The organism is Rhodococcus sp. RCBS9 (assembly GCF_029457415.1).
Taxonomy (GTDB): Bacteria; Actinomycetota; Actinomycetes; order Mycobacteriales; family Mycobacteriaceae; genus Rhodococcus_F; species Rhodococcus_F qingshengii.
Window position 1 is genome coordinate 5520364 of sequence record NZ_CP120422.1, and the last position, 18759, is coordinate 5539122.

An 18759-nucleotide genomic window follows, 5' to 3' on the forward strand; every position below is an offset into this window, starting at 1 on the left:
GTCCTCTCGAACCGCCCGCCTCGAGACGTTCGAGTGGTGCCCCTCGGTAGAGATGTGTTGCGATGGTCCGGTGCGCCCTTCAGAAAGAACGTTGCCCGACTTTTCCGCCGATTCTCTGGACCCCGCACAGTTGCGGGAAGTAGCCGTAGCCGTCGCCGAACGCGCAGCCGAACACGTCCGCTTGCGTCGGCCCGAGGTATTCGGCCTGGTGGGTTCCGGTGCCGCCGAGGGTGGTTCGGTTGCGGCGAAGAGCACGCCCACCGATCCCGTCACGGTGGTCGATACCGAAACCGAACAGGTGATTCGCGACCTTCTGGCGCAATGGCGCCCTGCAGATTCGATCCTGGGTGAGGAAGGTGGCGGAGACACCGACGATTCCGCGGGAGTTCGATGGGTTGTCGATCCCATCGACGGCACGGTGAATTTTCTCTACGGAATCCCCGCGTTCGCCATCTCGGTGGCCGTACAGATCGACGGGTTCTCGGTAGCCGGGGCTGTCGTCGACGTGTCGTTGGAAACCACGTATGCCGCGCATCGGGGCGGCGGTGCAACCATGACCACGGCCGACGGCGTCGTCAGCGACCTGCAAGCCAATGAGGTGACCGAGCTGTCAATGGCGCTGTTGGCCACCGGCTTCGGTTACGGAGCGGATCGCCGGAAGGTGCAGGGCACGTTGATCGGGCAGATCCTGCCGCAGGTCCGCGACATCCGACGCATCGGTTCGGCTGCGTTGGATCTGTGCATGGTTGCCACCGGCCGGGTCGACGCTCACTTCGAACACGGACTGAGTCCGTGGGACTGGGCAGCCGGCTCCTTGATCGCTTCCGAAGCGGGCGCCGTGATCAACGTCCCGGCGCCCAATTCCACGTCCGCCGACGGCGATGTCGTTTACGCAGTCGCTCCGGCGATCGCCGAGCAGTTCGCGCACATGCTCAGTTCGATCGGCGCAGATCAGCCGATTCCGAGCTGAGGCCTGTCAGCAGCGCGCCGTGCGCGCTGCTTTGAGCAGTGCGATGTCCATCGGAGCGACTTCGGCGTTTGCGGGCTGCTCGGCCAGAGCATGCAAGATCGCGGTGGCGTCGGTGTTGGGGGTCAGGGCGCCCTTGTTGTAGGTGCCGAGAGCCAGGTCGACGGTGTCGTCGCCGCGGCCGTCCTGGACCAGTTCGGCGCAGGGGGCGACCAGCCAGACGGAACTGGCGGCGGCGAGGCCGTTCGCTCCGAATCGGATCTGACCCTGGCACTCCATGTTCTGGTCGACGTAGACGGGGTCGTTTCCGACCTGGACGTCCGGCGCGCTGGAGAAGCCGAACTCGCTCAGTTGCGCTGCCACCTGGGCTGCTTGGCCGTGTTCACCGTTGGCGTTGAACACACGAACCTTGGTGGCGGCGAGGGGAGCGGGATCCACGTCGAGCAGCTTCGAGCGGTCGACGACGGTTCCCAGCGGTAGTGGCGCCGCTGCCGAAGGATCGGACGAAGGTTGCGGCAGGTTGCAGGCGACGGTGTCACTGACTTCCGCCTCGGCGCTCAGGATGCGGACCCACAAGACACTGCCGATCAATGCGAGTACCGCGAACACGGCGATCACCGGCCACGCGCGCCGACGGCGGAACGGACGTCCCTGGTCATCGGTAGAGCTGCCTTCGGTGATCAGAGAAACCACGGTATCCCTCGACTTTCTTGACGAAACTTCTACTTCGCCATCGGGCCGAGCGGCGCCGGCATGACGTTCGGTGCCTACCTTAGAGGGCCTGTGTGACGAGACAGCCGAAGCGAGGCTCGACGCGTCGAGTCCTTGTCGATTGCGAAACGGCAGTTGGCCGATTACCGGCCTGTTTCTACCCGGATTCGGCCCGAAAACATCGTGGAAAGGTCACAGCTTGCTCTTGCCTTGGTGACAATTCGCAGTCATTTTTCGGAAATTTCCGATTCGGTTACTACTTTCGTGCTCACGTCGGCTACTGTCTGGCGGCCCAGGTCGTTCAACTGGGCATCGGCCGGACGCCGAAATGACAACCAAATGAGGCGCAGATCACGTTCTCGGAAGGAACTTCCGGGCACTAATTCCAGTCCTGCAGCGTTATGCAGCGACAGGGAATGATCTGGATGCCACGGCGGTTTCCATGCGCATCAAGGATCTACCGGATTCTCGGCGCACACGGGACCGGGATACACGAAGAGGATGGGGTAGACGAGATGGCAACTGACTACGACGCACCGAGGCGTACAGAGTCCGACGAGGTTTCGGAGGACTCGCTCGAGGAGCTGAAGGCGCGACGCAACGAAGCACAGTCAGCCGTCGTCGACATCGACGAGACGGACACCGCGGAGTCCTTCGAGCTGCCGGGTGCCGACCTTTCCGGCGAGGAACTCTCGGTTCGAGTTGTTCCGAAGCAGGCAGACGAGTTCACGTGTTCGAGCTGCTTCCTGGTTCATCACCGCAGCCGCCTGGCCAGTGATGCCAACGGACAGCTCGTCTGCATGGACTGCGCTGCCTGATCTCCCTTCCCGGTGGTCGACCCGTCAGCGCGAGGGTCGACCAAGGGTCGGGAAGTACTGCTTTGCTGTGACCGCGCTGGTCAGAGATCCAGCGCAGCCAGCAGATCAGCGGGACGACGTGTGCTCACCAACCAGTACGGCGTGGGATCCTCCGGGTCGTCGAGCACGATCAACACCATTGTCTTGACCCATGGGCGATGCTGGACGAACGCCGACGGATCGAGTTGGCGCCCCATCGCAGCACTCTTCGCGGAAGCCGGCACTGCTGCCGCCCGTGAAATCAATTCGACCGGCAGGTGGGCTCTACCCACGTGCAATTCCTTCACCCCTTCTGTCTCCACCACCTCGACGCGCATCCGGCTGAGCCAGAATGCCGCCCAGATCGGGATCGGGAGTAGTACGACGTACGCCAGGTACGAGAGAAGCCCCGGGCGGCCCATGTGGACCTCGGCCGCGAGGAGTCCGGCTACGGCCAACCCGGCGATCCACCACCAGATCGGCACCCACAGGCGCTCGGAGTACAGCGTCGTGGACGGGGGCGTTGTGGTGGCGACGTCAGGTCGAGATGTTTCGGGCACCTGTCAAGGATAGTCCGTCGCTACGAGTAGTCTTGGCCCACGTGAGCGACCATCTCTCCATCGCCTTGAAGCGACTGGATCCAGACCTGCCCGTTCCACAGCGTGCGCATCCCGGAGATGCGGGTGTGGATCTGTGCTCCACCAGCGACGTCACCATCGAACCCGGCCACCGAACACTGGTCGGAACGGGGATCGCGATCGCTTTGCCGGTGGGCACCGTCGGGTTGATCCATCCGCGTTCCGGACTCGCCGCCAAATCGGGACTGTCGATCGTGAATGCGCCCGGAACCGTGGACGCGGGATACCGGGGCGAACTCAAGGTCTGCTTGATCAATCTCGATCCGGCCACAGCCATAGACATCCGCCGCGGTGACCGAATCGCTCAGCTCGTGGTTCAACGAGTCGAACTTCCGGTTTTCGAGGAAGTCGAATCGCTGGACGACACGACCAGAGGAACCGGAGGCTACGGTTCCAGCGGCGGGCACGCGATACTCGATACCGATGCGCCTGGCGCGGTAGTCGGAGAGGGAGTCTGAATCATGTTCGGACGCAAGAAGAAGACAGACGTCGACGAGGAAACCACCAGCTTCTTCGGTGACGAGAACGACGAGTCGGTGGAGATCGACGAGGTCGAAGACGATCTCGAAGACGATCTCGAAGTCACCGGCGACGAGTTCGGTGACGAATCGGAAGGCCCTTACGACATCTCGGAGATCGATTCCGACGATCCGACGGCAGGCCGTGACGGTCAGCGTCTTGATCTCGGTTCCGTTCTGGTGCCGATGCCGGCCGGCGGGCAGTTGCAGGTCGAGATGGCGCCCAACGGTTCGCCGCAGGCCGTGCACCTGGTCACCGAGCACGGCCGCATCACGGTTGCTGCCTACGCCGCCCCGAAATCGCCCGGTCAGTGGCGTGAGGTCGTTGCCGAGCTCGCGCAGTCGCTTCGCGATGACAATTCCGCGGTGAGCGTCGAGAACGGCCCGTGGGGCCGTGAACTGGCTGCTGTGACGGCCAACATGGACTTGCGGTTCATCGGCGTCGACGGTCCCCGGTGGATGGTGCGCTGCGTGGTCGCGGGTCCGAGTGGATCCACCGCCGCGAACGCCCCTCTGGTGGCAATCGCACGGGACATTTTGCGTGACACCGTCGTCAACCGAGGATCAGAGCCGCATCCGGTGCGGACACCGCTGCCCGTGGTGCTCCCGCAGGTGCTCGCCGAGCAGTTGGCGGCCGCACACGAGCAGCAGTTGGCGGCAGCGCAGCAGCAACAGGTCGCCGCCCAGCAGCAACAGCAGTCAGCACCGCCCGCTCCGCCGGCACCTCCAGCACGGCCGACCCCGCCGCCTCGTAGCGGCGAATCCGGTTCTGCCATGCAGCAATTGGGTCAGTAACAGGATTTTCTTCAGGCGCTCGCGGTGGTATCGGATTCGATCGCCGCGAGCGCTTTGATGCAGTTGGACCCGAGAATCGCGGGGTCGCGCCCGATCATGTCGAGCGTCGTCGTGGCGACTGCGCCGCGGGGGAGCGAAGCCGCCCAGGCCTGCGCCACTGACGCGGGATGAACCGGATCGTCCACCGCCGACGCAATGCCGACCGGAACGCCTACCGCCCGTAGCGCGCTCTCGCCGAGTGAGTGGTACGACGCCGCCTCGTCGAGCGCAGCCGGGAGATCGGGCCACTGAGAGCGCCAGGAGCGCTCGAGTTCGGCTCCGAGCCACGCCGGACTCGACGCGAGCATCGCAGCGATCACCGACTCCAAGCCTTCGGAGCGCAGTTGCCCGGCGGTGAACCGCGCGCTCGCTGCTGCGGGGGCGTCGTCGGCCGAGCCCGTCCAGGCCGGAAGCGCTGCCAACACACTCACGGTTCGATCGGGATTGTCGGCGGCCCACTGGAGTGCAACGGCCGCTCCGATCGAGACCCCTCCGACGATGATTCGGCCGTGCGTGTCCGCGGCTCTGTCCATCGCGTCCAGATAGCCGTCCACGACACGCCGAGGGTCCGGTTCAATTGCGACGATGCGCACACCCAGAGCCTCCAGCGGCGCCCGGAATGCGCGGTCCGCGAAGTGGGCGTCAGAGCCTGTACCTGGGAGAACGACGGCAACGGTCGCCGATTCAGAGTTCTGCATCTCTTGATCTTGCCCGGTGCCCCCGAGACGCGGACTGACCGGTGTGGTTACACGCTCGTAATGGGTCTACAGTGGCGATCACACAGCCCTTCACGTGACGCGAAACCCTTGCGTCACACATGTTCGCAGGAGCGCGCAATGGCACCCGCCGCCGCAGGATATTTTCGTCGACTGACCCAGCGTCTGACCGAGGACGTCGACCAGTTGGACGCCCAGGAGATGGCCGAGTCCAACAAGGCTTCCGGAGGTCAGAAGGCATGCGATTGTCGTCGCGGTGAAGAAGTCACGATGGTGGGCCGACTCCGCAGCGTCGACGCGTGTCCCAAGTCGGGAAATGCCAGCATCGAGGCCGAGTTCTTCGATGGCACCGAGGTGATCAATCTCGTCTGGATCGGGCGTCGCCGGATCCCGGGAATCGAGACCGGCAAGACCCTGCTGATCCGCGGTCGTGTGGGCGAGCGTGACGGTCGCAAGGCGATCTTCAACCCTTACTACGAACTGCGCGGCGAATAGGCGCGTTTCCCGCATTTACCGTGCAACTCGGTGACTGTGGCACCCTCGACAGGTGACTGAAACACAACAGCGATCGGTAATCGACCAACTCGGCGGGCTGAGTGGTCTGATCTATTCGTCTTTGCCGATTCTGATTTTTGTCCCGGTCAACAGCATCTGGAATCTCACCGCGGCAATCTGGGCCGCATTGGGCGTCGCTGTCGCTATCGCGGCCTGGCGCCTCTTCCGCAAGGATTCCCTCCAACCCGCTATTTCCGGTTTTCTCGGAGTCGGAGTTTCCGCATTCATCGCCTACCGCACCGGCGACGCCAAAGGATATTTCCTCTTCGGTATCTACACGAGCCTCGCCTACGGTGCGGTCTTCCTGATTTCCATCCTCGTGCGCTGGCCCCTGGTCGGAATCATCTGGGGTTATCTCAACGGGCACGGCAATCTCTGGCGCAAGCACAGCTCCGCCGTCCGGCTCTACGACGTCGCGACGGCAGCGTGGGCGTTGGTCTTCGGTGCGCGGTATCTCGTTCAGTCACAGCTCTACGACACCGACCACACCGGATGGCTCGCAGTCGCGCGTATCGGCATGGGGTGGCCGTTGACCGGTTTGGTGCTGCTCGTGACGGTCTGGGCTGTGCGTAAGGCCGATCGCATCGTCGAGCCTGAACCGGTTGTGGAGCCCGAAAGCAGCGAGCCCACCGCCACGGACGCAGGGTCCGAAGAGGTGGGCTCGGTGAATCTGACGAAGCCGCGCGAAGACCGCGATCTCAGCTGATCAGGTCCTGGTACTCGGGGTGCTTGTCGAGGAACTTCACGACGTACGGGCACACCGGATGAACCTTGAGGCCGCGTGCTCGTAGGTCGTCCAGAGCCTGGCGGACGAGAACCCCGGCCAATCCGAAACCTTCGAAGGCGGGGTAGATCTCGGTGTGGTTGAACGAGACGACGTCACCGGAGGTGGTGTAGTCCTCGATCCCGGCGAGGTCGCCGTCGGCATGGATCTCGTACCGGCTCTGGGCCGGATTGTCGGTGACTACGGTGTTTTCGGGCGCTTGTGCCATGTGATTCCCTTTCGTCGTCAGTGTGTTCGTCGGTCAATTCTCCAGGCGGAGTGCAACGCGCAACTGATCCTCGGCGTCGACGGCCGCAACGAAGAGCAGTTCGTCCCCGCCTTCGATGGGATCGTCCATCTGCGGGACGATCACGCGTCCGCCACGCAGGATGGTGACCAGTGCGCAGTCTCGCGGAAGTTCGAGTTTCTTGACGGCTTTTCCGGCAAGAGGTGTGTTGTCGGGCAACGTGATCTCGACGAGGTTGGCCTGTCCCTGCCGCAGTGTCATCAGTTTGACCAGGTCACCGACCGAGACGGCCTCTTCGACGAGCGAAGCGAGCATCCGCGGTGTCGAGACGGCGACGTCCACGCCCCAGGACTCGTCGAAGAGCCACTCGTTGCGGGGATCGTTGACGCGGGCGACAACTCGGCGAACACCGAACTCGGTTTTCGCGAGCAGACTGAGGACCAGGTTTGCCTTGTCGTCTCCGGTCGCGGCAATCACGACCTCGTACGACTCCATCGACGCGTCCTCGAGTCTGCTGAGTTCGCAGGCGTCCGCGTGCACCCACTTCGCCTCGGGCACCGACTCCGGTTCGATGTGATCGAGTTTGCGTTCGATCAGCATGACGTCATGTGAGCTTCGAATCAGCTCTCGCGCAATGGAACGGCCTACGGCGCCGGCTCCGGCGATGGCGACCTTCATCGAGAACTTCCAATCACGTTGTAGTGCAACACAGTCGCAGTCTTGTTGTGGGGGGCGGCGTACGGATCAGTCATCTGCGGCCTCCCTCAGTCGTCGCTCGGCGGCGGGTTGCCGGCCAGTGCGACAGCTTCGGCGACGGTTCCCGACACGGCGGCGATGTAGACCTGATCGTCGGCCTGGATGACAGTCTTGCGGTCGGGGAGAATGCCGGTCCCGAAGCGGATGATGAAGGCGACTCTCGAACTGGTCGCGCCCTCGAGGAGCGCGATCGGCTTGCCCGCCCAATCCTCGTGCAGGGCAAGTTCGGTGATGGCGACAGTGCCCGAAGGATCGCGCCACTTCGCAGTCTGACTTTCCTTGGTCAACGTGTGCAGGAAACGATCCGTCGACCACGGCACGGTGGCGACCGTGGGAATGCCGAGTCGCTCGTAAACGGCGGCACGCTTGGCGTCGTAAATACGTGCGACGACGCGTTCGACGCCGAAAGTCTCGCGTGCGACTCGCGCTGCGATGATGTTGGAATTGTCTCCCGAGGACACCGCGGCAAAGGCGTCGGCCCGCTCGATTCCCGCCCGGACCAGCACGTCACGGTCGAACCCCATTCCCAGAACCTTGGTTCCCGGGAAGTCGAGATCGAGACGCAGAAACGCACTCTGATCGCGGTCGATGACGGCGACCTCATGTCCGATCCTGGTCAGAGACGCGGCGAGGGAAGAACCCACTCGACCGCACCCCATGATGACGACATACACGCCCTACTCCGTTCATGGACCCTCATGGCGCGATTGCACGCCGAATCGAACGGTACAGCCCCTCACGGGAAGAGCAAGTACAACGGTCGCTCGCGTGCCGGTTGTCACGACAAAAGGTGAAGTTGGGGCTCTGATGACTCCGAATCGGGCGAGACGGCTTACGCTTTGCACGTGTCTAAGCTCTCGACCGCTACCAAGCGGCTCCTGCTCGGTCGGCCGTTCCGAAGCGACAAACTCGGGCACACGCTGCTACCCAAGCGAATTGCACTACCGGTCTTCGCGTCCGACGCGATGTCGTCCGTCGCGTATGCCCCCGAAGAAATCTTCCTGGTTCTCTCCGTCGCGGGTATTTCCGCGTATGCGTACACACCCTGGATCGGATTGTCCGTCGCCATCGTCATGGCTGTGGTGGTGGCGAGCTACCGCCAGAACGTCCACGCATACCCCTCCGGTGGCGGCGACTACGAGGTCGCGACGGTCAACCTCGGCCCGACCGCCGGTCTGACCGTCGGTAGTGCGCTGATGGTCGACTACGTGCTGACGGTCGCCGTGTCGATCTCGTCGGCGGCGTCGAACATCGGCTCGGCTCTGCCGTTCGTCGCGCAGCACAAGGTGTTGTTCGCGGTTGCGGCGATCGTGTTGCTGACCGCGGTCAACCTTCGCGGTATCCGTGAATCGGGGACCGCGTTCGCAATTCCGACCTACGCATTCATCGTCGGCATGTTCCTGATGCTCGGGTGGGGATTCTTCCGGGTCTACGTCCTCGGTGAGGATGTGCACGCGGAATCGTCGTCGTTCACGCTCAACGCCGAGGATTCGCATCTGTACGGAATTGCCTTCGCGTTCCTGATCGCCCGCGCATTCTCCTCGGGCTGTGCCGCACTGACCGGCGTCGAGGCCATCAGCAACGGCGTACCGGCGTTCCAGAAGCCGAAGTCGCGCAACGCTGCCACGACCTTGCTGCTGCTCGGGTCGATCGCCATCGTCCTGCTGATGGGCATCATCATCCTGGCTCAGAAGATCGGCATCGTCTACGCACACAATCCGCAGGAACAGCTGGTCGGAGCGCCGGAGGGCTACCATCAGAAGACCTTGATCGCGCAGATCGCCGAAGCCGTGTTCAGTGGTTTCCCGATCGGTTTCTTCTTCATGGCGATCGTCACGGCACTGATCCTGGTTCTGGCCGCGAACACCGCGTTCAACGGATTTCCGGTACTCGGATCGATCCTGGCGCAGGATCGGTACCTACCGCGTCAGCTGCACACGCGCGGCGACCGACTGGCATTCAGCAACGGAATCCTCTTCCTCTCCGGTGCTGCCATCGCATTCGTCGTGGTGTTCGGCGCCGAGGTCACCAAGCTCATCCAGTTGTACATCGTCGGCGTCTTCGTCTCGTTCGTGCTCAGCCAGACGGGCATGATCAAGCACTGGACTCGGCATCTGAAGTCCGAGACCGACAAGGCGCAACGGGCCCGTATGCAGCGCTCGCGAGTGATCAATTCGATCGGTCTGGCAATGACTGCCACCGTCTTGATCATCGTTCTGATCACCAAGTTCGCTGCCGGCGCATGGATCGCCATCGTCGCGATGGTCGCGATCTTCATCGTGATGAAGATGATCCGCAAGCACTACGACAGCGTCGCAGCCGAGCTCGAGGAGCAGGAGTGGGACGGCGTACTGCCCAGCCGCACGCACTCGATCGTGCTCGTCTCGAAGTTGCACATGCCGACGATGCGAGCTCTCGCCTACGCGCGAGCCACGCGACCGGACACCCTCGAAGCCATCACGGTCAATGTCGACGAGCCGGACACCCGTGCACTCGTGCGTGAGTGGGAGAAGAGCGACGTGACGGTTCCGCTCAAGGTGATCGAGTCGCCGTACCGCGAAATCACCAAGCCGGTTCTCGATTACGTCAAGCGCGTACGACGCGATGCTCCGCGTGACGTCGTCACCGTCTTCATTCCCGAGTACGTCGTCGGACACTGGTGGGAGCAGATCCTGCACAATCAGAGCGCGCTTCGTCTGAAGAGTCGTCTGCTTTTCCAGCCCGGCGTGATGGTGACCAGCGTTCCGTGGCAGCTGAGTTCGTCGGCAAAGGCGAAGCCGCTCGACATCGAGAAGACCGCAGGTGCCACGCGTCGCGGTTACGACACCGGCGAGAAATGATCACCGGCGAAAAATGATCGGCAACATCGAAATGGCAGGCGTAGTTCGTTGAGTGAGAATTGGACCGGACAGACCTTCGAGGTCGATCTGGGCAACCCCGGTCACGGCGGGTTCGTCGTCGCCCGGCACGAGGGGCGGGTCGTGTTCGTCCGTCACGGTTTGCCGGGGGAGCGTGCGCTGGTCCGGGTGACCGAGGACAAGGGCGGATCGTTTTGCCGCGCCGACGCGATCACCGTTCTCGACGCTTCTCCGCATCGGATCGATCCGACATGCCCGATCTCCGGCCCGGGCGGGGCGGGCTGCTGCGACTACTCGCATGCGGATCTGAGCGTCCAACGTGAGATGAAGACCTCGGTCGTGCGGGAGCAGCTTCTGCGACTGGCTCGTGTCGAATCGGACGTCGAGGTAGAGGAACTGCCCGGAACCGGAGGCGGAACGGGTTGGCGCACGCGAGTCCGGTTGGCGGTGGACGGGCACGGTGTCGCCGGATACCACGCGTACCGCAGCAACCGGATCGTCACAGACCTGCGGTGCACCCAGATCCATCAGAGCGCGTACGACGGTCTCGGCGGTGCGCAGTGGGCGCCAGGTAGCGAGCTGCAGGTCGTTCTCGACGCTGCGGGCGAGCGGCACGTCGTGGAAATCGCGGCACCCGCGGTGTCCAAGACGGGACGGCGGACGCCCGGGCGACGCGGCGCGATGGCACGCCGAGCGGCAAGCGGCGGCCCGCGAAAGACCCGAGTTGCCATCGGATCGGACACAGTGACCGAGCGCGTCGGCAGTCGAGAATGGGCGCTGGCCGCGACCGGTTTCTGGCAGGCCCATCGCGGCGCGGCGGCCACTTACTCACAGGTGGTCGGGGAGTGGGCCGGAGCCGCTACCGCGGACACGGCCTGGGATCTCTACGGCGGTGTCGGCGTGTTCGCAGCAGCGCTCGCCGAGCTTGTCGGTCCGTCCGGCGTGGTGGAGTCCGTCGAATCTTCGGCGCGTGCAGTCGCGGACGGGCAGGCAGCGCTGTCCGATCTCGGTCAGGTGCGCTTCCACAGCGCCCGCGTCGAGAACATCATCGCGGATCTGGAGCGTTCGCCTGCTGTCGTCGTGCTCGACCCGCCACGTGCGGGGGCCGGCCGTCCGGTCGTGGAAGCTCTCGCCTCAACGGGCGCTGAGCGGATAGTCCACATCGGGTGCGACCCGGCGTCGTTCGGTCGCGATATCGGCCTCTACCTGGAGCAGGGCTTCAGAATCGGTGGCCTCCGGGCGTTCGACGCGTTCCCCCAGACTCACCACATGGAGTGCATCGCGCTCCTCGAACGCTGAGACGTCCCGAAATCTTTCCCTGAAACGGTGTGACGCTTCTCGCGTTCACAACAGTTGCTTGCATTACGCAACTAATCGTATAGTTTCGTTCTGCAAGTAGTTTTCCGTTTTCAAGTCACGGCTCGTTCGGGCCACTCGAATTCAGGGGTAGGCAATGTCGGTACAGCCGGAGACGGCCCAAGCGCTCGTCGACACGATCTTCATGTTCGGCAGATCGCTGCGAGCCGCGGTCACCACCGGTGCAGACAGCCTGCTGCCGCCTGCGCTGGTCAGTGTGTTGTTCATGCTGGCAGCGCGTGGGGAGTGCCGACAGAACGAATTGGCCGTCGATCTGTGTGTCAGTCAGTCGTCGCTCAGCCGACAAATGTCGGATCTGGTCGACGCTGGGTATGTCGAGAGAAATCCCGATCCGGCTGACAAGCGGGCGTTCCGCATCCGAGTATCGGAAGAGGGACACGACGTTTTACGGAGAACCACGCAGCGGCGTGCGGCGCGTTTGCGCAACATGCTCGAAGACTGGAGCCAGGAAGAGGCCATGGCCGCAGTGACATCGCTGCAACGTCTCAACGAGACGTTCGGCGCATCGAATCGGCAGGCCTCACCGGCAGTTCCGCACACGGGCGTAGAAAGTATTGGGAGATAAGGCACATGGCAGCAACAGTAGGAGAAACCCGGGCAAGTACCGGAGGTGACGGATCGGCTCGCGAAGCGGGCGCGATGACTCACCGCGAAATTCTCGAAGCACTCACCGGACTCATCGCAGCGCTGTTCACCGCGCTGCTCAGTAGCACCATCGTTTCCACAGCGCTTCCCACGATCATCGGTGAACTGCACGGAACTCAGACGCAGTACGCCTGGATCATCACGACAGCGTTGCTCGCCACCGCGGCGTCGACGCCGATCTGGGGCAAGCTTGCCGACCTCTACAACAAGAAGGTCCTGGTCCAGACCGCGATCGTCATCTTCGTGATCGGCTCGGTCATCGCCGGCGCGGCGCACAACGTTCCGTTGCTGCTCGGTGCGCGTGTCATCCAGGGCATCGGTATGGGCGGTCTGACCGCTCTCGTCGTAGCCATCATCGGCACGATCATCCCGCCGCGAGATCGCGGTCGCTACTCCGGATACATGGGTGCGGCCATGGCCGTCTCGATGTCCGGTGGACCGATCCTCGGCGGCGTCCTCGTGGACACTGCCGGCTGGCGCTGGTGCTTCTACGTATGTGTTCCACTGGCAGTCATCGCATTGTTCCTGCTTCAGCGCACACTGCACGTCGAGACCGTGAAGAAGGACAACGTCTCCATCGACTGGATGGGCGCCACCTTGCTCACCGCCGGTGTCAGCGTCCTACTGATCTGGGTTTCGTTTGCCGGTCAGGACGACTACTACGCCTGGTTCTCGAAGGAGTCGGCCTTCTTCGTCATCGGTGGTCTGGCCCTGCTCGGCCTGACGATGTTCGTCGAATCCAAGGTCAAGGATCCGATCCTGCCGATCAAGATCATCACCGAGCGCACCACGGCTCTCGCGATCATCGCCTCGATCGCAGTTGGTGTCGGCCTCTTCGGCGCGACGACGTTCCTGACGCAGTACTTCCAGACCGCACGCGGATTCGATCCCACCGAAGCCGGATTGCTCACTATTCCGATGGTCGCAGGCATGCTCGTCGCCTCGGTCGGCTCGGGCCAGCTGATCACCAAGTTCGGTCAGTGGAAGCCCTTCATCGTCGCCGGCGCAGTTCTGCTGCTGGTCGGTTTCGGGCTGCTGTCGACGATCGACCACGCAACCAGCCTCTGGACCATCGGAATCTTCATCGCCATCGTGGGTCTCGGTACCGGCATGCTGATGCAGAACATCGTGCTCGCCGTGCAGAACACGGTCAGCGTCGAGAACATCGGCGCGGCCAGCAGTATCGTGGCGTTCTTCCGCACCTTCGGCGGCGCGATCGGCGTGTCGGTGCTCGGTTCGATTCTTGCGACCCGCGTCAAGACACTGACAGTCGATTCGGTCTCCACCTTGCCGCCCGAGCAGCAGGCAGTAGCTGGCAAGAGCCTCCAGGACGGCCTCGACCTGAGCAATATGCCTGACTTCGTCTCGCAGATCGTTCGGTTCGCCTACGGCGACGCAACAGGACGGATCTTCCTGGTCGCAGCGGTCGTCGCCGTGGTCACGCTCGTGTCGGTCATCTTCATCCCGAACCGTCCGTTGCGCACCACCATCGACATGGCAACCCCCGACGCCGAGCAGAAGTTCGAAGAAGAACGCGAAGAGAAGAACGAGGAGAAGAACCTCACTCGCTGATCCGCAAGCCCGGCTGGTCTACTGCCGGCCGCGTCTTCTGAATTACTGTTGTCACGCCATAGCCCATCGAACGCGGACCGAGATCGATTCTTCGATCTCTCCGCGTTCGACGGCTATCGGGGCCGAATCCGCTTTCATCGCCGCGACACGTCCGCGCATCGGCACGATCTGGTCGAAGTCCTCGAGCACCTCGAGGACTTCGACCAGATCTTTGTCTGCCAGGTCCGCGAACTGTCTGGCTTTCGATTCGGCTGCCGTCCAGGCCAATTCGCGTGCTCTTGTCACCAGATCGCTGCGGTCGTCGAGATCGAACTCCAGTCCGTCGAGCCGTATCGCGTCGCCACCCACCGATACACATGCCGCGATGACGTCAGCGGGGGAGTTCGCCGCTTCCGGCTCCAGCTCTCGCAGTACGACTCGGAAAGTTGTCGATGCCGTGAATCCTGTTGTCTCCTGGCGGCCTCCGTCGCTCCAGTGAGTCTGCGGATGGACGCTCAGCCCGGCGGTGGTGAGGTCCGCTCCGCGCACACCGCGCGCGTGCAGGGTCTCGGTCAGGGCAGTGGACAGACGTGCGACGGCGTCGAACGCGTCGGAAACGGCCGTCTGTGTCACCGATACTCCGATCGTCAATCGCACGATGTCGGGAACAGCTGTTGCAGTGGCGGTTCCGGTCACCGTGACAGTGGACGGCTCCGAGGTGAAGGCGGTGGTGGGCACGTGTGGTTCCTATCCGATTCGTCCGGCGGATATGACACTCCGCAACATCAGGTCCAATTGCTCGTAGGCGCCCGCAGCCAGTCGTTCGAGAAGCGCAAGTTTCAACTCGGGTGCCTGTGCGGTCAGTTCTGCATATCGCTCCGGAGTCAGCACGGCCACGGTGACCGTGGAATCGGCGCGGATGTCGTTGAGGAACGGAGTGTCGAGGAACATCGTCATCTCGCCGAACGTCATTCCGGCGGAGAGCGTCGTGATGCGGTGCTCGACCCCGTGCGCGTCGGTGAACATGGTGCTGACCTGGCCACTGAGAATCAGATAGAACCCCGAGGCCGCTTCGCCTCGGCGGGCGATCTTCTCGCCGCGGGCATAGGTTCGCGTCTCCAGTTCTGCGGAGAATCCCTCGATCTGCGCCGCGGACAGAGCATCGAGAACTGGGTGGTCCTCGATCGAGATCGTCGACGCCTGCCGATCGGCCTCACAATGCACCGCAAGCAGCGTGTCTTCGCACCACTGCATGGCGGAATCGAGATCCGCAAAAACCCGACCACTTCTTCTGGCGGGGTCGATGCTCGAACTTCGTTGTCCCAGCAGTCCTTGCGGATCGACGACGGCCACAGCACAAGCCTGCGCGGCCAGCTGAACCTGCAGCGCAGTGATCATGCGTACCGCGACGTCGCTGGCGTCGTCGACGCGGCGGACGTCGATGACGACAACTTCGAGGCCCTCGTCCACCGAGCCGATTTCGCGGACCGCCGATTCGGCACCGGTGAAGAGGAGATCGCCGTGCAGTTCGTAGACCCGGCTGCGCTTGCCGACGTCGTCGAGCACGGCTTGTTCGGTCGGGGTGCGTCGTACTCGCGACGGTGCTTCGATGACGCTGTATCTGGCCCGGATCGACGAGCGTGACGCCCGCGTCACGTGGAGGAAGTGCAGTTCGAGTTCCTTCGACAGTGCCCGGGCAGAAGCAACTCCGCGAACACTGTTGCCGTGAACGTCGAGCCTGGGGGAGTACACGGCGATGCCGATCTGGCCCGGCAGAACCGCCAGCACTCCGCCGCCGACACCGCTCTTGGCCGGCAATCCGACCTCTACCAGCCACTTGCCGGCGCCGTCGTACATTCCGCACGTAGCCATGACGCTGAGGACCTGTTCGACGCCTGCGGGTGCCAGCGCGCGCTCGTGGGTGAGCGGATTGACACCGTTGTTCGCCATCGTCGCAGCCATCAGACTCAGGTCGCGGCAGGTCACGTCGATCGAGCATTGACGGAAATACAGGTCGACGGCCTCGTCGGGATTGCCGGTGATGACGTCGAAGGATCGCAGCATGTGGCCGATCGCACGGTTGCGGTGACCGGTGCGGGCCTCGGAGGTGTAGACGGCTTCGTTGAAGGTCAGCTCGCGGCCTGCGTATCGCGAGTACGCCGAGCGGATGCGCTCGAAGCGGGCCTCGGGATTCGGTCCGGCAACCAGTGATGCAGCGGTGATAGCCCCGGCATTGATCATGGGGTTTCGTGGCCGTTCGGTGAGCGGGTCGAGGCTGATTTCGTTGAACGGCTCGCCGGATGGTTCGACGTCGATTTTCGCGGCAACCGCCTCGCTTCCTCGATCGGCGAGAGCCAAGGCGTAGGTGAAGGGCTTCGAGATCGACTGAATGGTGAACGGGATTCGCGAGTCACCGATCTCGTAGACGTAACCGTCTACGGTGGCGATGCAGATTCCGAACGAATCGGGGGCGACCGCCGCGAGTTCGGGGATGTAGTCGGCCAACTCGCCTTCGTCGAGTGATCGGACTTCGTCGAACACTCGCGTTATCAGGTCGTCGACCACAGTTCCCATACGTCGACCTTAAGCTGACATGGCGGTCGTTTTGTGGAAGAAGAGTTGCCGAGTCGATCGCGACGGATCCCATTTGTCTGTGATTGCGATCACGAGCGATCCGCGGGATTTCGCTGTTACGCGAAGTCACACCGGAATCGGGCCGAGTCCGCGTGTCGGTTCGCCGGAACGCTCCGTAGACTGGCAGCACTGTCGCGAAGACAGCCGCGGCGCGCACCGGTGCAGCTGTGAAGCACGGAGGGAGCGATCTCGTTGGGTGTTCTTGCCCGCATTCAGGGTCCTGACGATCTACGTCAGTTGAGCCACGCCGAGATGACGGAGTTGGCCGACGAGATTCGTGAGTTCCTCGTGCTGAAGGTCGCTGCGACCGGTGGTCACCTCGGGCCCAACTTGGGCGTCGTGGAGTTGACCCTCGCACTGCACCGAATTTTCGACTCGCCGCAGGACGCGATCATCTTCGACACGGGCCATCAGGCCTATGTACACAAGATCCTCACCGGTCGTCAGGATCAGTTCGACACTCTGCGTAAGCAGGGTGGACTGTCCGGGTATCCGTGCCGCGCCGAGAGCGAACACGACTGGGTCGAGTCTTCTCACGCTTCCGCCGCGTTGTCCTATGCCGACGGCCTCGCGAAGGCCTTCGCGCTGACGGGTCAGAATCGCCACGTAGTTGCCGTCGTCGGTGACGGCGCGCTGACCGGCGGAATGTGTTGGGAAGCTCTCAACAACATCGCGGCAGGCAAGGACCGTTCGGTGGTGATCGTCGTCAACGACAACGGTCGCTCGTACGCACCGACCATCGGCGGACTCGCCGACCATCTCTCGGCACTGCGCACTGCGCCGAGTTACGAGCGCGCCCTCGACAGTGGCCGACGCATGGTCAAGAGACTGCCCTGGGTGGGGCGCACCGCGTACTCCGTCCTGCACGGAATGAAGGCGGGTCTCAAAGACGCGGTCAGCCCTCAGGTCATGTTCACCGATCTCGGTATCAAATACCTCGGACCGGTGGACGGACACGACGAAGCCGCCATGGAATCGGCATTGCGCCGGGCGAAGGCCTACGGCGGACCGGTCATCGTGCATGCCGTCACTCGTAAGGGCAACGGTTACGCACACGCCGAGAACGACGTGGCCGACCAGATGCATGCCACCGGTGTCATCGATCCCGTCACCGGTCGCGGCACCAAGTCGTCCGCGCCGGACTGGACGTCGGTCTTCTCGGCCGCGTTGATCGAGCAGGCTTCGCGTCGTGAGGACATCGTCGCCATCACCGCGGCGATGGCCGGGCCCACCGGCCTCGCGGCCTTCGGTGAGAAGTTCCCCGATCGGATCTTCGACGTCGGTATCGCCGAGCAGCACGCGATGACCTCGGCCGCCGGTCTTGCACTGGGCGGACTTCACCCCGTCGTTGCTATCTACTCGACCTTCCTCAATCGGGCTTTCGACCAGTTGTTGATGGACGTCGCTCTGCTCAAGCAGCCGGTGACAGTCGTGCTCGACCGCGCCGGGGTCACCGGAGTCGACGGTGCCAGCCATAACGGGGTCTGGGATCTTTCGCTGCTCGGAATCATCCCCGGGATCCGTGTCGCGGCACCGCGCGACGCCGACACACTGCGCGAAGAACTGGACGAGGCACTTCTCGTCGACGACGGCCCAACCGTCGTTCGTTTCCCGAAGGGCGCTGTACCCGAAGCGATTCCGGCCGTGAAGCGACTCGACGGAATGGTCGACGTTCTCAAGTCCAGCGAGGGTGAGCGCGGCGACGTGCTCCTCGTCGCGGTGGGCCCGTTTGCATCCCTGGCACTCGAGATTGCCGAGCGGCTCGACAAGCAGGGCATCTCGGTTGCCGTCGTCGATCCGCGGTGGGTTCTGCCGGTCGCGGATTCGCTGGTGAAGATGGCGGACAAGTACGCCCTCGTGGTCACCATCGAAGACGGTGGTCTGCACGGCGGCATCGGTTCGACGGTCTCGGCCGCGATGCGGGCAGCCGGAGTGCACACGTCGTGCCGCGACATGGGCGTTCCCCAGCAGTTCCTCGATCACGCCAGCCGCGAAGCCATCCACAAGGAACTCGGACTCACGGCTCAGGACCTCTCCCGCAAGATCACCGGCTGGGTGGCGGGGATGGGTAGCGTCGGCGTCCACGTCCAGGAAGACGCGTCCTCGGCGTCGGCTCAAGGTGAAGTCGCGCAAGGCTGACAGCTCGTCTCACG

19 protein-coding genes are annotated in these 18759 nt (G+C 63.4%); 11 read left to right on the top strand and 8 right to left on the bottom strand.

The window, feature by feature from the left end; translation table 11 throughout:
* The first annotated feature begins 91 nt into the window (after positions 1-91).
* Positions 92-970, top strand: coding sequence for an inositol monophosphatase family protein (locus P0M12_RS25955; RefSeq protein ID WP_214926232.1), 879 nt, complete (start codon positions 92-94; stop codon positions 968-970).
* A 6-nt stretch (positions 971-976) separates the two neighbouring features.
* On the opposite strand, the gene cei is transcribed toward P0M12_RS25955, so the two are convergent.
* Positions 977-1660 (bottom strand): envelope integrity protein Cei, encoded by a 684-nt coding sequence (cei, locus tag P0M12_RS25960; protein WP_003942618.1) that lies wholly within the window; start codon positions 1658-1660, stop codon positions 977-979.
* A gap of 533 nt (positions 1661-2193) precedes the next feature.
* Between cei and P0M12_RS25965 the strand changes: the two genes are divergently transcribed.
* A complete protein-coding gene (locus P0M12_RS25965) occupies positions 2194-2496 on the top strand; it encodes a DUF4193 domain-containing protein (RefSeq protein WP_003942593.1) in 303 nt (100 codons plus the stop codon).
* A gap of 80 nt (positions 2497-2576) precedes the next feature.
* Here P0M12_RS25965 and P0M12_RS25970 read toward each other — a convergent pair whose 3' ends face one another.
* Positions 2577-3074 carry a DUF3093 domain-containing protein gene (locus P0M12_RS25970; RefSeq protein WP_277377051.1) on the bottom strand — a complete coding sequence of 166 codons (498 nt, stop codon included), beginning with the start codon at positions 3072-3074 and terminating at the stop codon, positions 2577-2579.
* A 41-nt stretch (positions 3075-3115) separates the two neighbouring features.
* Here P0M12_RS25970 and dut point away from each other — a divergent pair, with 41 nt between their 5' ends.
* Both dut and P0M12_RS25980 read left to right on the top strand, forming a co-directional pair.
* Positions 3116-3610, top strand: a complete 495-nt coding sequence (dut, locus tag P0M12_RS25975; RefSeq protein ID WP_003942635.1) for a dUTP diphosphatase — start codon at positions 3116-3118, stop codon at positions 3608-3610.
* Between the two features lie 3 nt (positions 3611-3613).
* Positions 3614-4465 (top strand): DUF3710 domain-containing protein, encoded by an 852-nt coding sequence (locus P0M12_RS25980; RefSeq protein WP_277377052.1) that lies wholly within the window; start codon positions 3614-3616, stop codon positions 4463-4465.
* A gap of 11 nt (positions 4466-4476) precedes the next feature.
* On the opposite strand, the gene P0M12_RS25985 is transcribed toward P0M12_RS25980, so the two are convergent.
* Positions 4477-5202, bottom strand: a complete 726-nt coding sequence (locus P0M12_RS25985; protein WP_277377053.1) for an alpha/beta hydrolase — start codon at positions 5200-5202, stop codon at positions 4477-4479.
* Between the two features lie 138 nt (positions 5203-5340).
* Here P0M12_RS25985 and P0M12_RS25990 point away from each other — a divergent pair, with 138 nt between their 5' ends.
* Both P0M12_RS25990 and P0M12_RS25995 read left to right on the top strand, forming a co-directional pair.
* Positions 5341-5715, top strand: a complete 375-nt coding sequence (locus P0M12_RS25990) for an OB-fold nucleic acid binding domain-containing protein (protein WP_003942613.1) — start codon at positions 5341-5343, stop codon at positions 5713-5715.
* Positions 5716-5767: 52 nt separating this feature from the next.
* Entirely contained in the window at positions 5768-6481 is a 714-nt protein-coding gene (locus P0M12_RS25995; protein WP_003942611.1) for a DUF3159 domain-containing protein, read from the top strand.
* Here the strand turns inward: P0M12_RS25995 and P0M12_RS26000 are convergent.
* The 3 genes from P0M12_RS26000 to P0M12_RS26010 form a co-directional block, all read right to left on the bottom strand.
* Entirely contained in the window at positions 6474-6767 is a 294-nt protein-coding gene (locus P0M12_RS26000; RefSeq protein WP_003942641.1) for a GNAT family N-acetyltransferase, read from the bottom strand. The two genes, P0M12_RS25995 and P0M12_RS26000, sit on opposite strands and share 8 nt — an antisense overlap.
* Before the next feature lie 33 nt (positions 6768-6800).
* A complete protein-coding gene (locus tag P0M12_RS26005) occupies positions 6801-7463 on the bottom strand; it encodes a TrkA family potassium uptake protein (protein ID WP_003942632.1) in 663 nt (220 codons plus the stop codon).
* Positions 7464-7549: 86 nt separating this feature from the next.
* Positions 7550-8215: a TrkA family potassium uptake protein gene (locus tag P0M12_RS26010; RefSeq protein WP_003942587.1), complete on the bottom strand. Its 666-nt coding sequence runs from the start codon at positions 8213-8215 to the stop codon at positions 7550-7552.
* Between the two features lie 171 nt (positions 8216-8386).
* Here P0M12_RS26010 and P0M12_RS26015 point away from each other — a divergent pair, with 171 nt between their 5' ends.
* From P0M12_RS26015 to P0M12_RS26030, 4 genes are all read left to right on the top strand, one after another.
* Positions 8387-10381 carry an APC family permease gene (locus P0M12_RS26015; protein WP_277377054.1) on the top strand — a complete coding sequence of 665 codons (1995 nt, stop codon included), beginning with the start codon at positions 8387-8389 and terminating at the stop codon, positions 10379-10381.
* Positions 10382-10429: 48 nt separating this feature from the next.
* Complete coding sequence (locus tag P0M12_RS26020) at positions 10430-11698, top strand: TRAM domain-containing protein (protein WP_277377055.1); 1269 nt, start codon at positions 10430-10432, stop codon at positions 11696-11698.
* A gap of 154 nt (positions 11699-11852) precedes the next feature.
* Entirely contained in the window at positions 11853-12341 is a 489-nt protein-coding gene (locus tag P0M12_RS26025) for a MarR family winged helix-turn-helix transcriptional regulator (RefSeq protein ID WP_003942624.1), read from the top strand.
* Positions 12342-12415: 74 nt separating this feature from the next.
* The gene (locus tag P0M12_RS26030) at positions 12416-13993 is read left to right on the top strand and encodes an MDR family MFS transporter (RefSeq protein ID WP_047269338.1); all 1578 of its coding nucleotides are present in this window, start codon (positions 12416-12418) and stop codon (positions 13991-13993) included.
* 51 nt (positions 13994-14044) lie between these two features.
* Here the strand turns inward: P0M12_RS26030 and P0M12_RS26035 are convergent, their stop codons facing one another.
* Together P0M12_RS26035 and glsA are read right to left on the bottom strand one after the other, a co-directional pair.
* Complete coding sequence (locus P0M12_RS26035; RefSeq protein ID WP_277377056.1) at positions 14045-14710, bottom strand: SIMPL domain-containing protein; 666 nt, start codon at positions 14708-14710, stop codon at positions 14045-14047.
* Positions 14711-14719: 9 nt separating this feature from the next.
* On the bottom strand, positions 14720-16546 hold the full coding sequence (gene glsA, locus P0M12_RS26040) for a glutaminase A (protein WP_125051007.1): 1827 nt from the start codon (positions 16544-16546) through the stop codon (positions 14720-14722).
* Between the two features lie 252 nt (positions 16547-16798).
* Between glsA and dxs the strand changes: the two genes are divergently transcribed.
* Positions 16799-18745 (top strand): 1-deoxy-D-xylulose-5-phosphate synthase, encoded by a 1947-nt coding sequence (dxs, locus tag P0M12_RS26045; protein ID WP_007732868.1) that lies wholly within the window; start codon positions 16799-16801, stop codon positions 18743-18745.
* Positions 18746-18759: the final 14 nt, after the last annotated feature.

Excerpts from the sequence above, each read along its gene's own strand:
- glsA (WP_125051007.1), bottom strand. The coding sequence starts at position 16,546 with ATGGGAACTGTGGTCGACGACCTGATAACGCGAGTGTTCGACGAAGTC.
- P0M12_RS25980 (WP_277377052.1), top strand. The coding sequence starts at position 3,614 with ATGTTCGGACGCAAGAAGAAGACAGACGTCGACGAGGAAACCACCAGC.
- P0M12_RS26030 (WP_047269338.1), top strand. The coding sequence starts at position 12,416 with ATGACTCACCGCGAAATTCTCGAAGCACTCACCGGACTCATCGCAGCG.
- P0M12_RS26025 (WP_003942624.1), top strand. The coding sequence starts at position 11,853 with ATGTCGGTACAGCCGGAGACGGCCCAAGCGCTCGTCGACACGATCTTC.
- P0M12_RS25965 (WP_003942593.1), top strand. The coding sequence starts at position 2,194 with ATGGCAACTGACTACGACGCACCGAGGCGTACAGAGTCCGACGAGGTT.
- P0M12_RS26000 (WP_003942641.1), bottom strand. The coding sequence starts at position 6,767 with ATGGCACAAGCGCCCGAAAACACCGTAGTCACCGACAATCCGGCCCAG.
- P0M12_RS25990 (WP_003942613.1), top strand. The coding sequence starts at position 5,341 with ATGGCACCCGCCGCCGCAGGATATTTTCGTCGACTGACCCAGCGTCTG.
- P0M12_RS25985 (WP_277377053.1), bottom strand. The coding sequence starts at position 5,202 with ATGCAGAACTCTGAATCGGCGACCGTTGCCGTCGTTCTCCCAGGTACA.
- P0M12_RS26005 (WP_003942632.1), bottom strand. The coding sequence starts at position 7,463 with ATGAAGGTCGCCATCGCCGGAGCCGGCGCCGTAGGCCGTTCCATTGCG.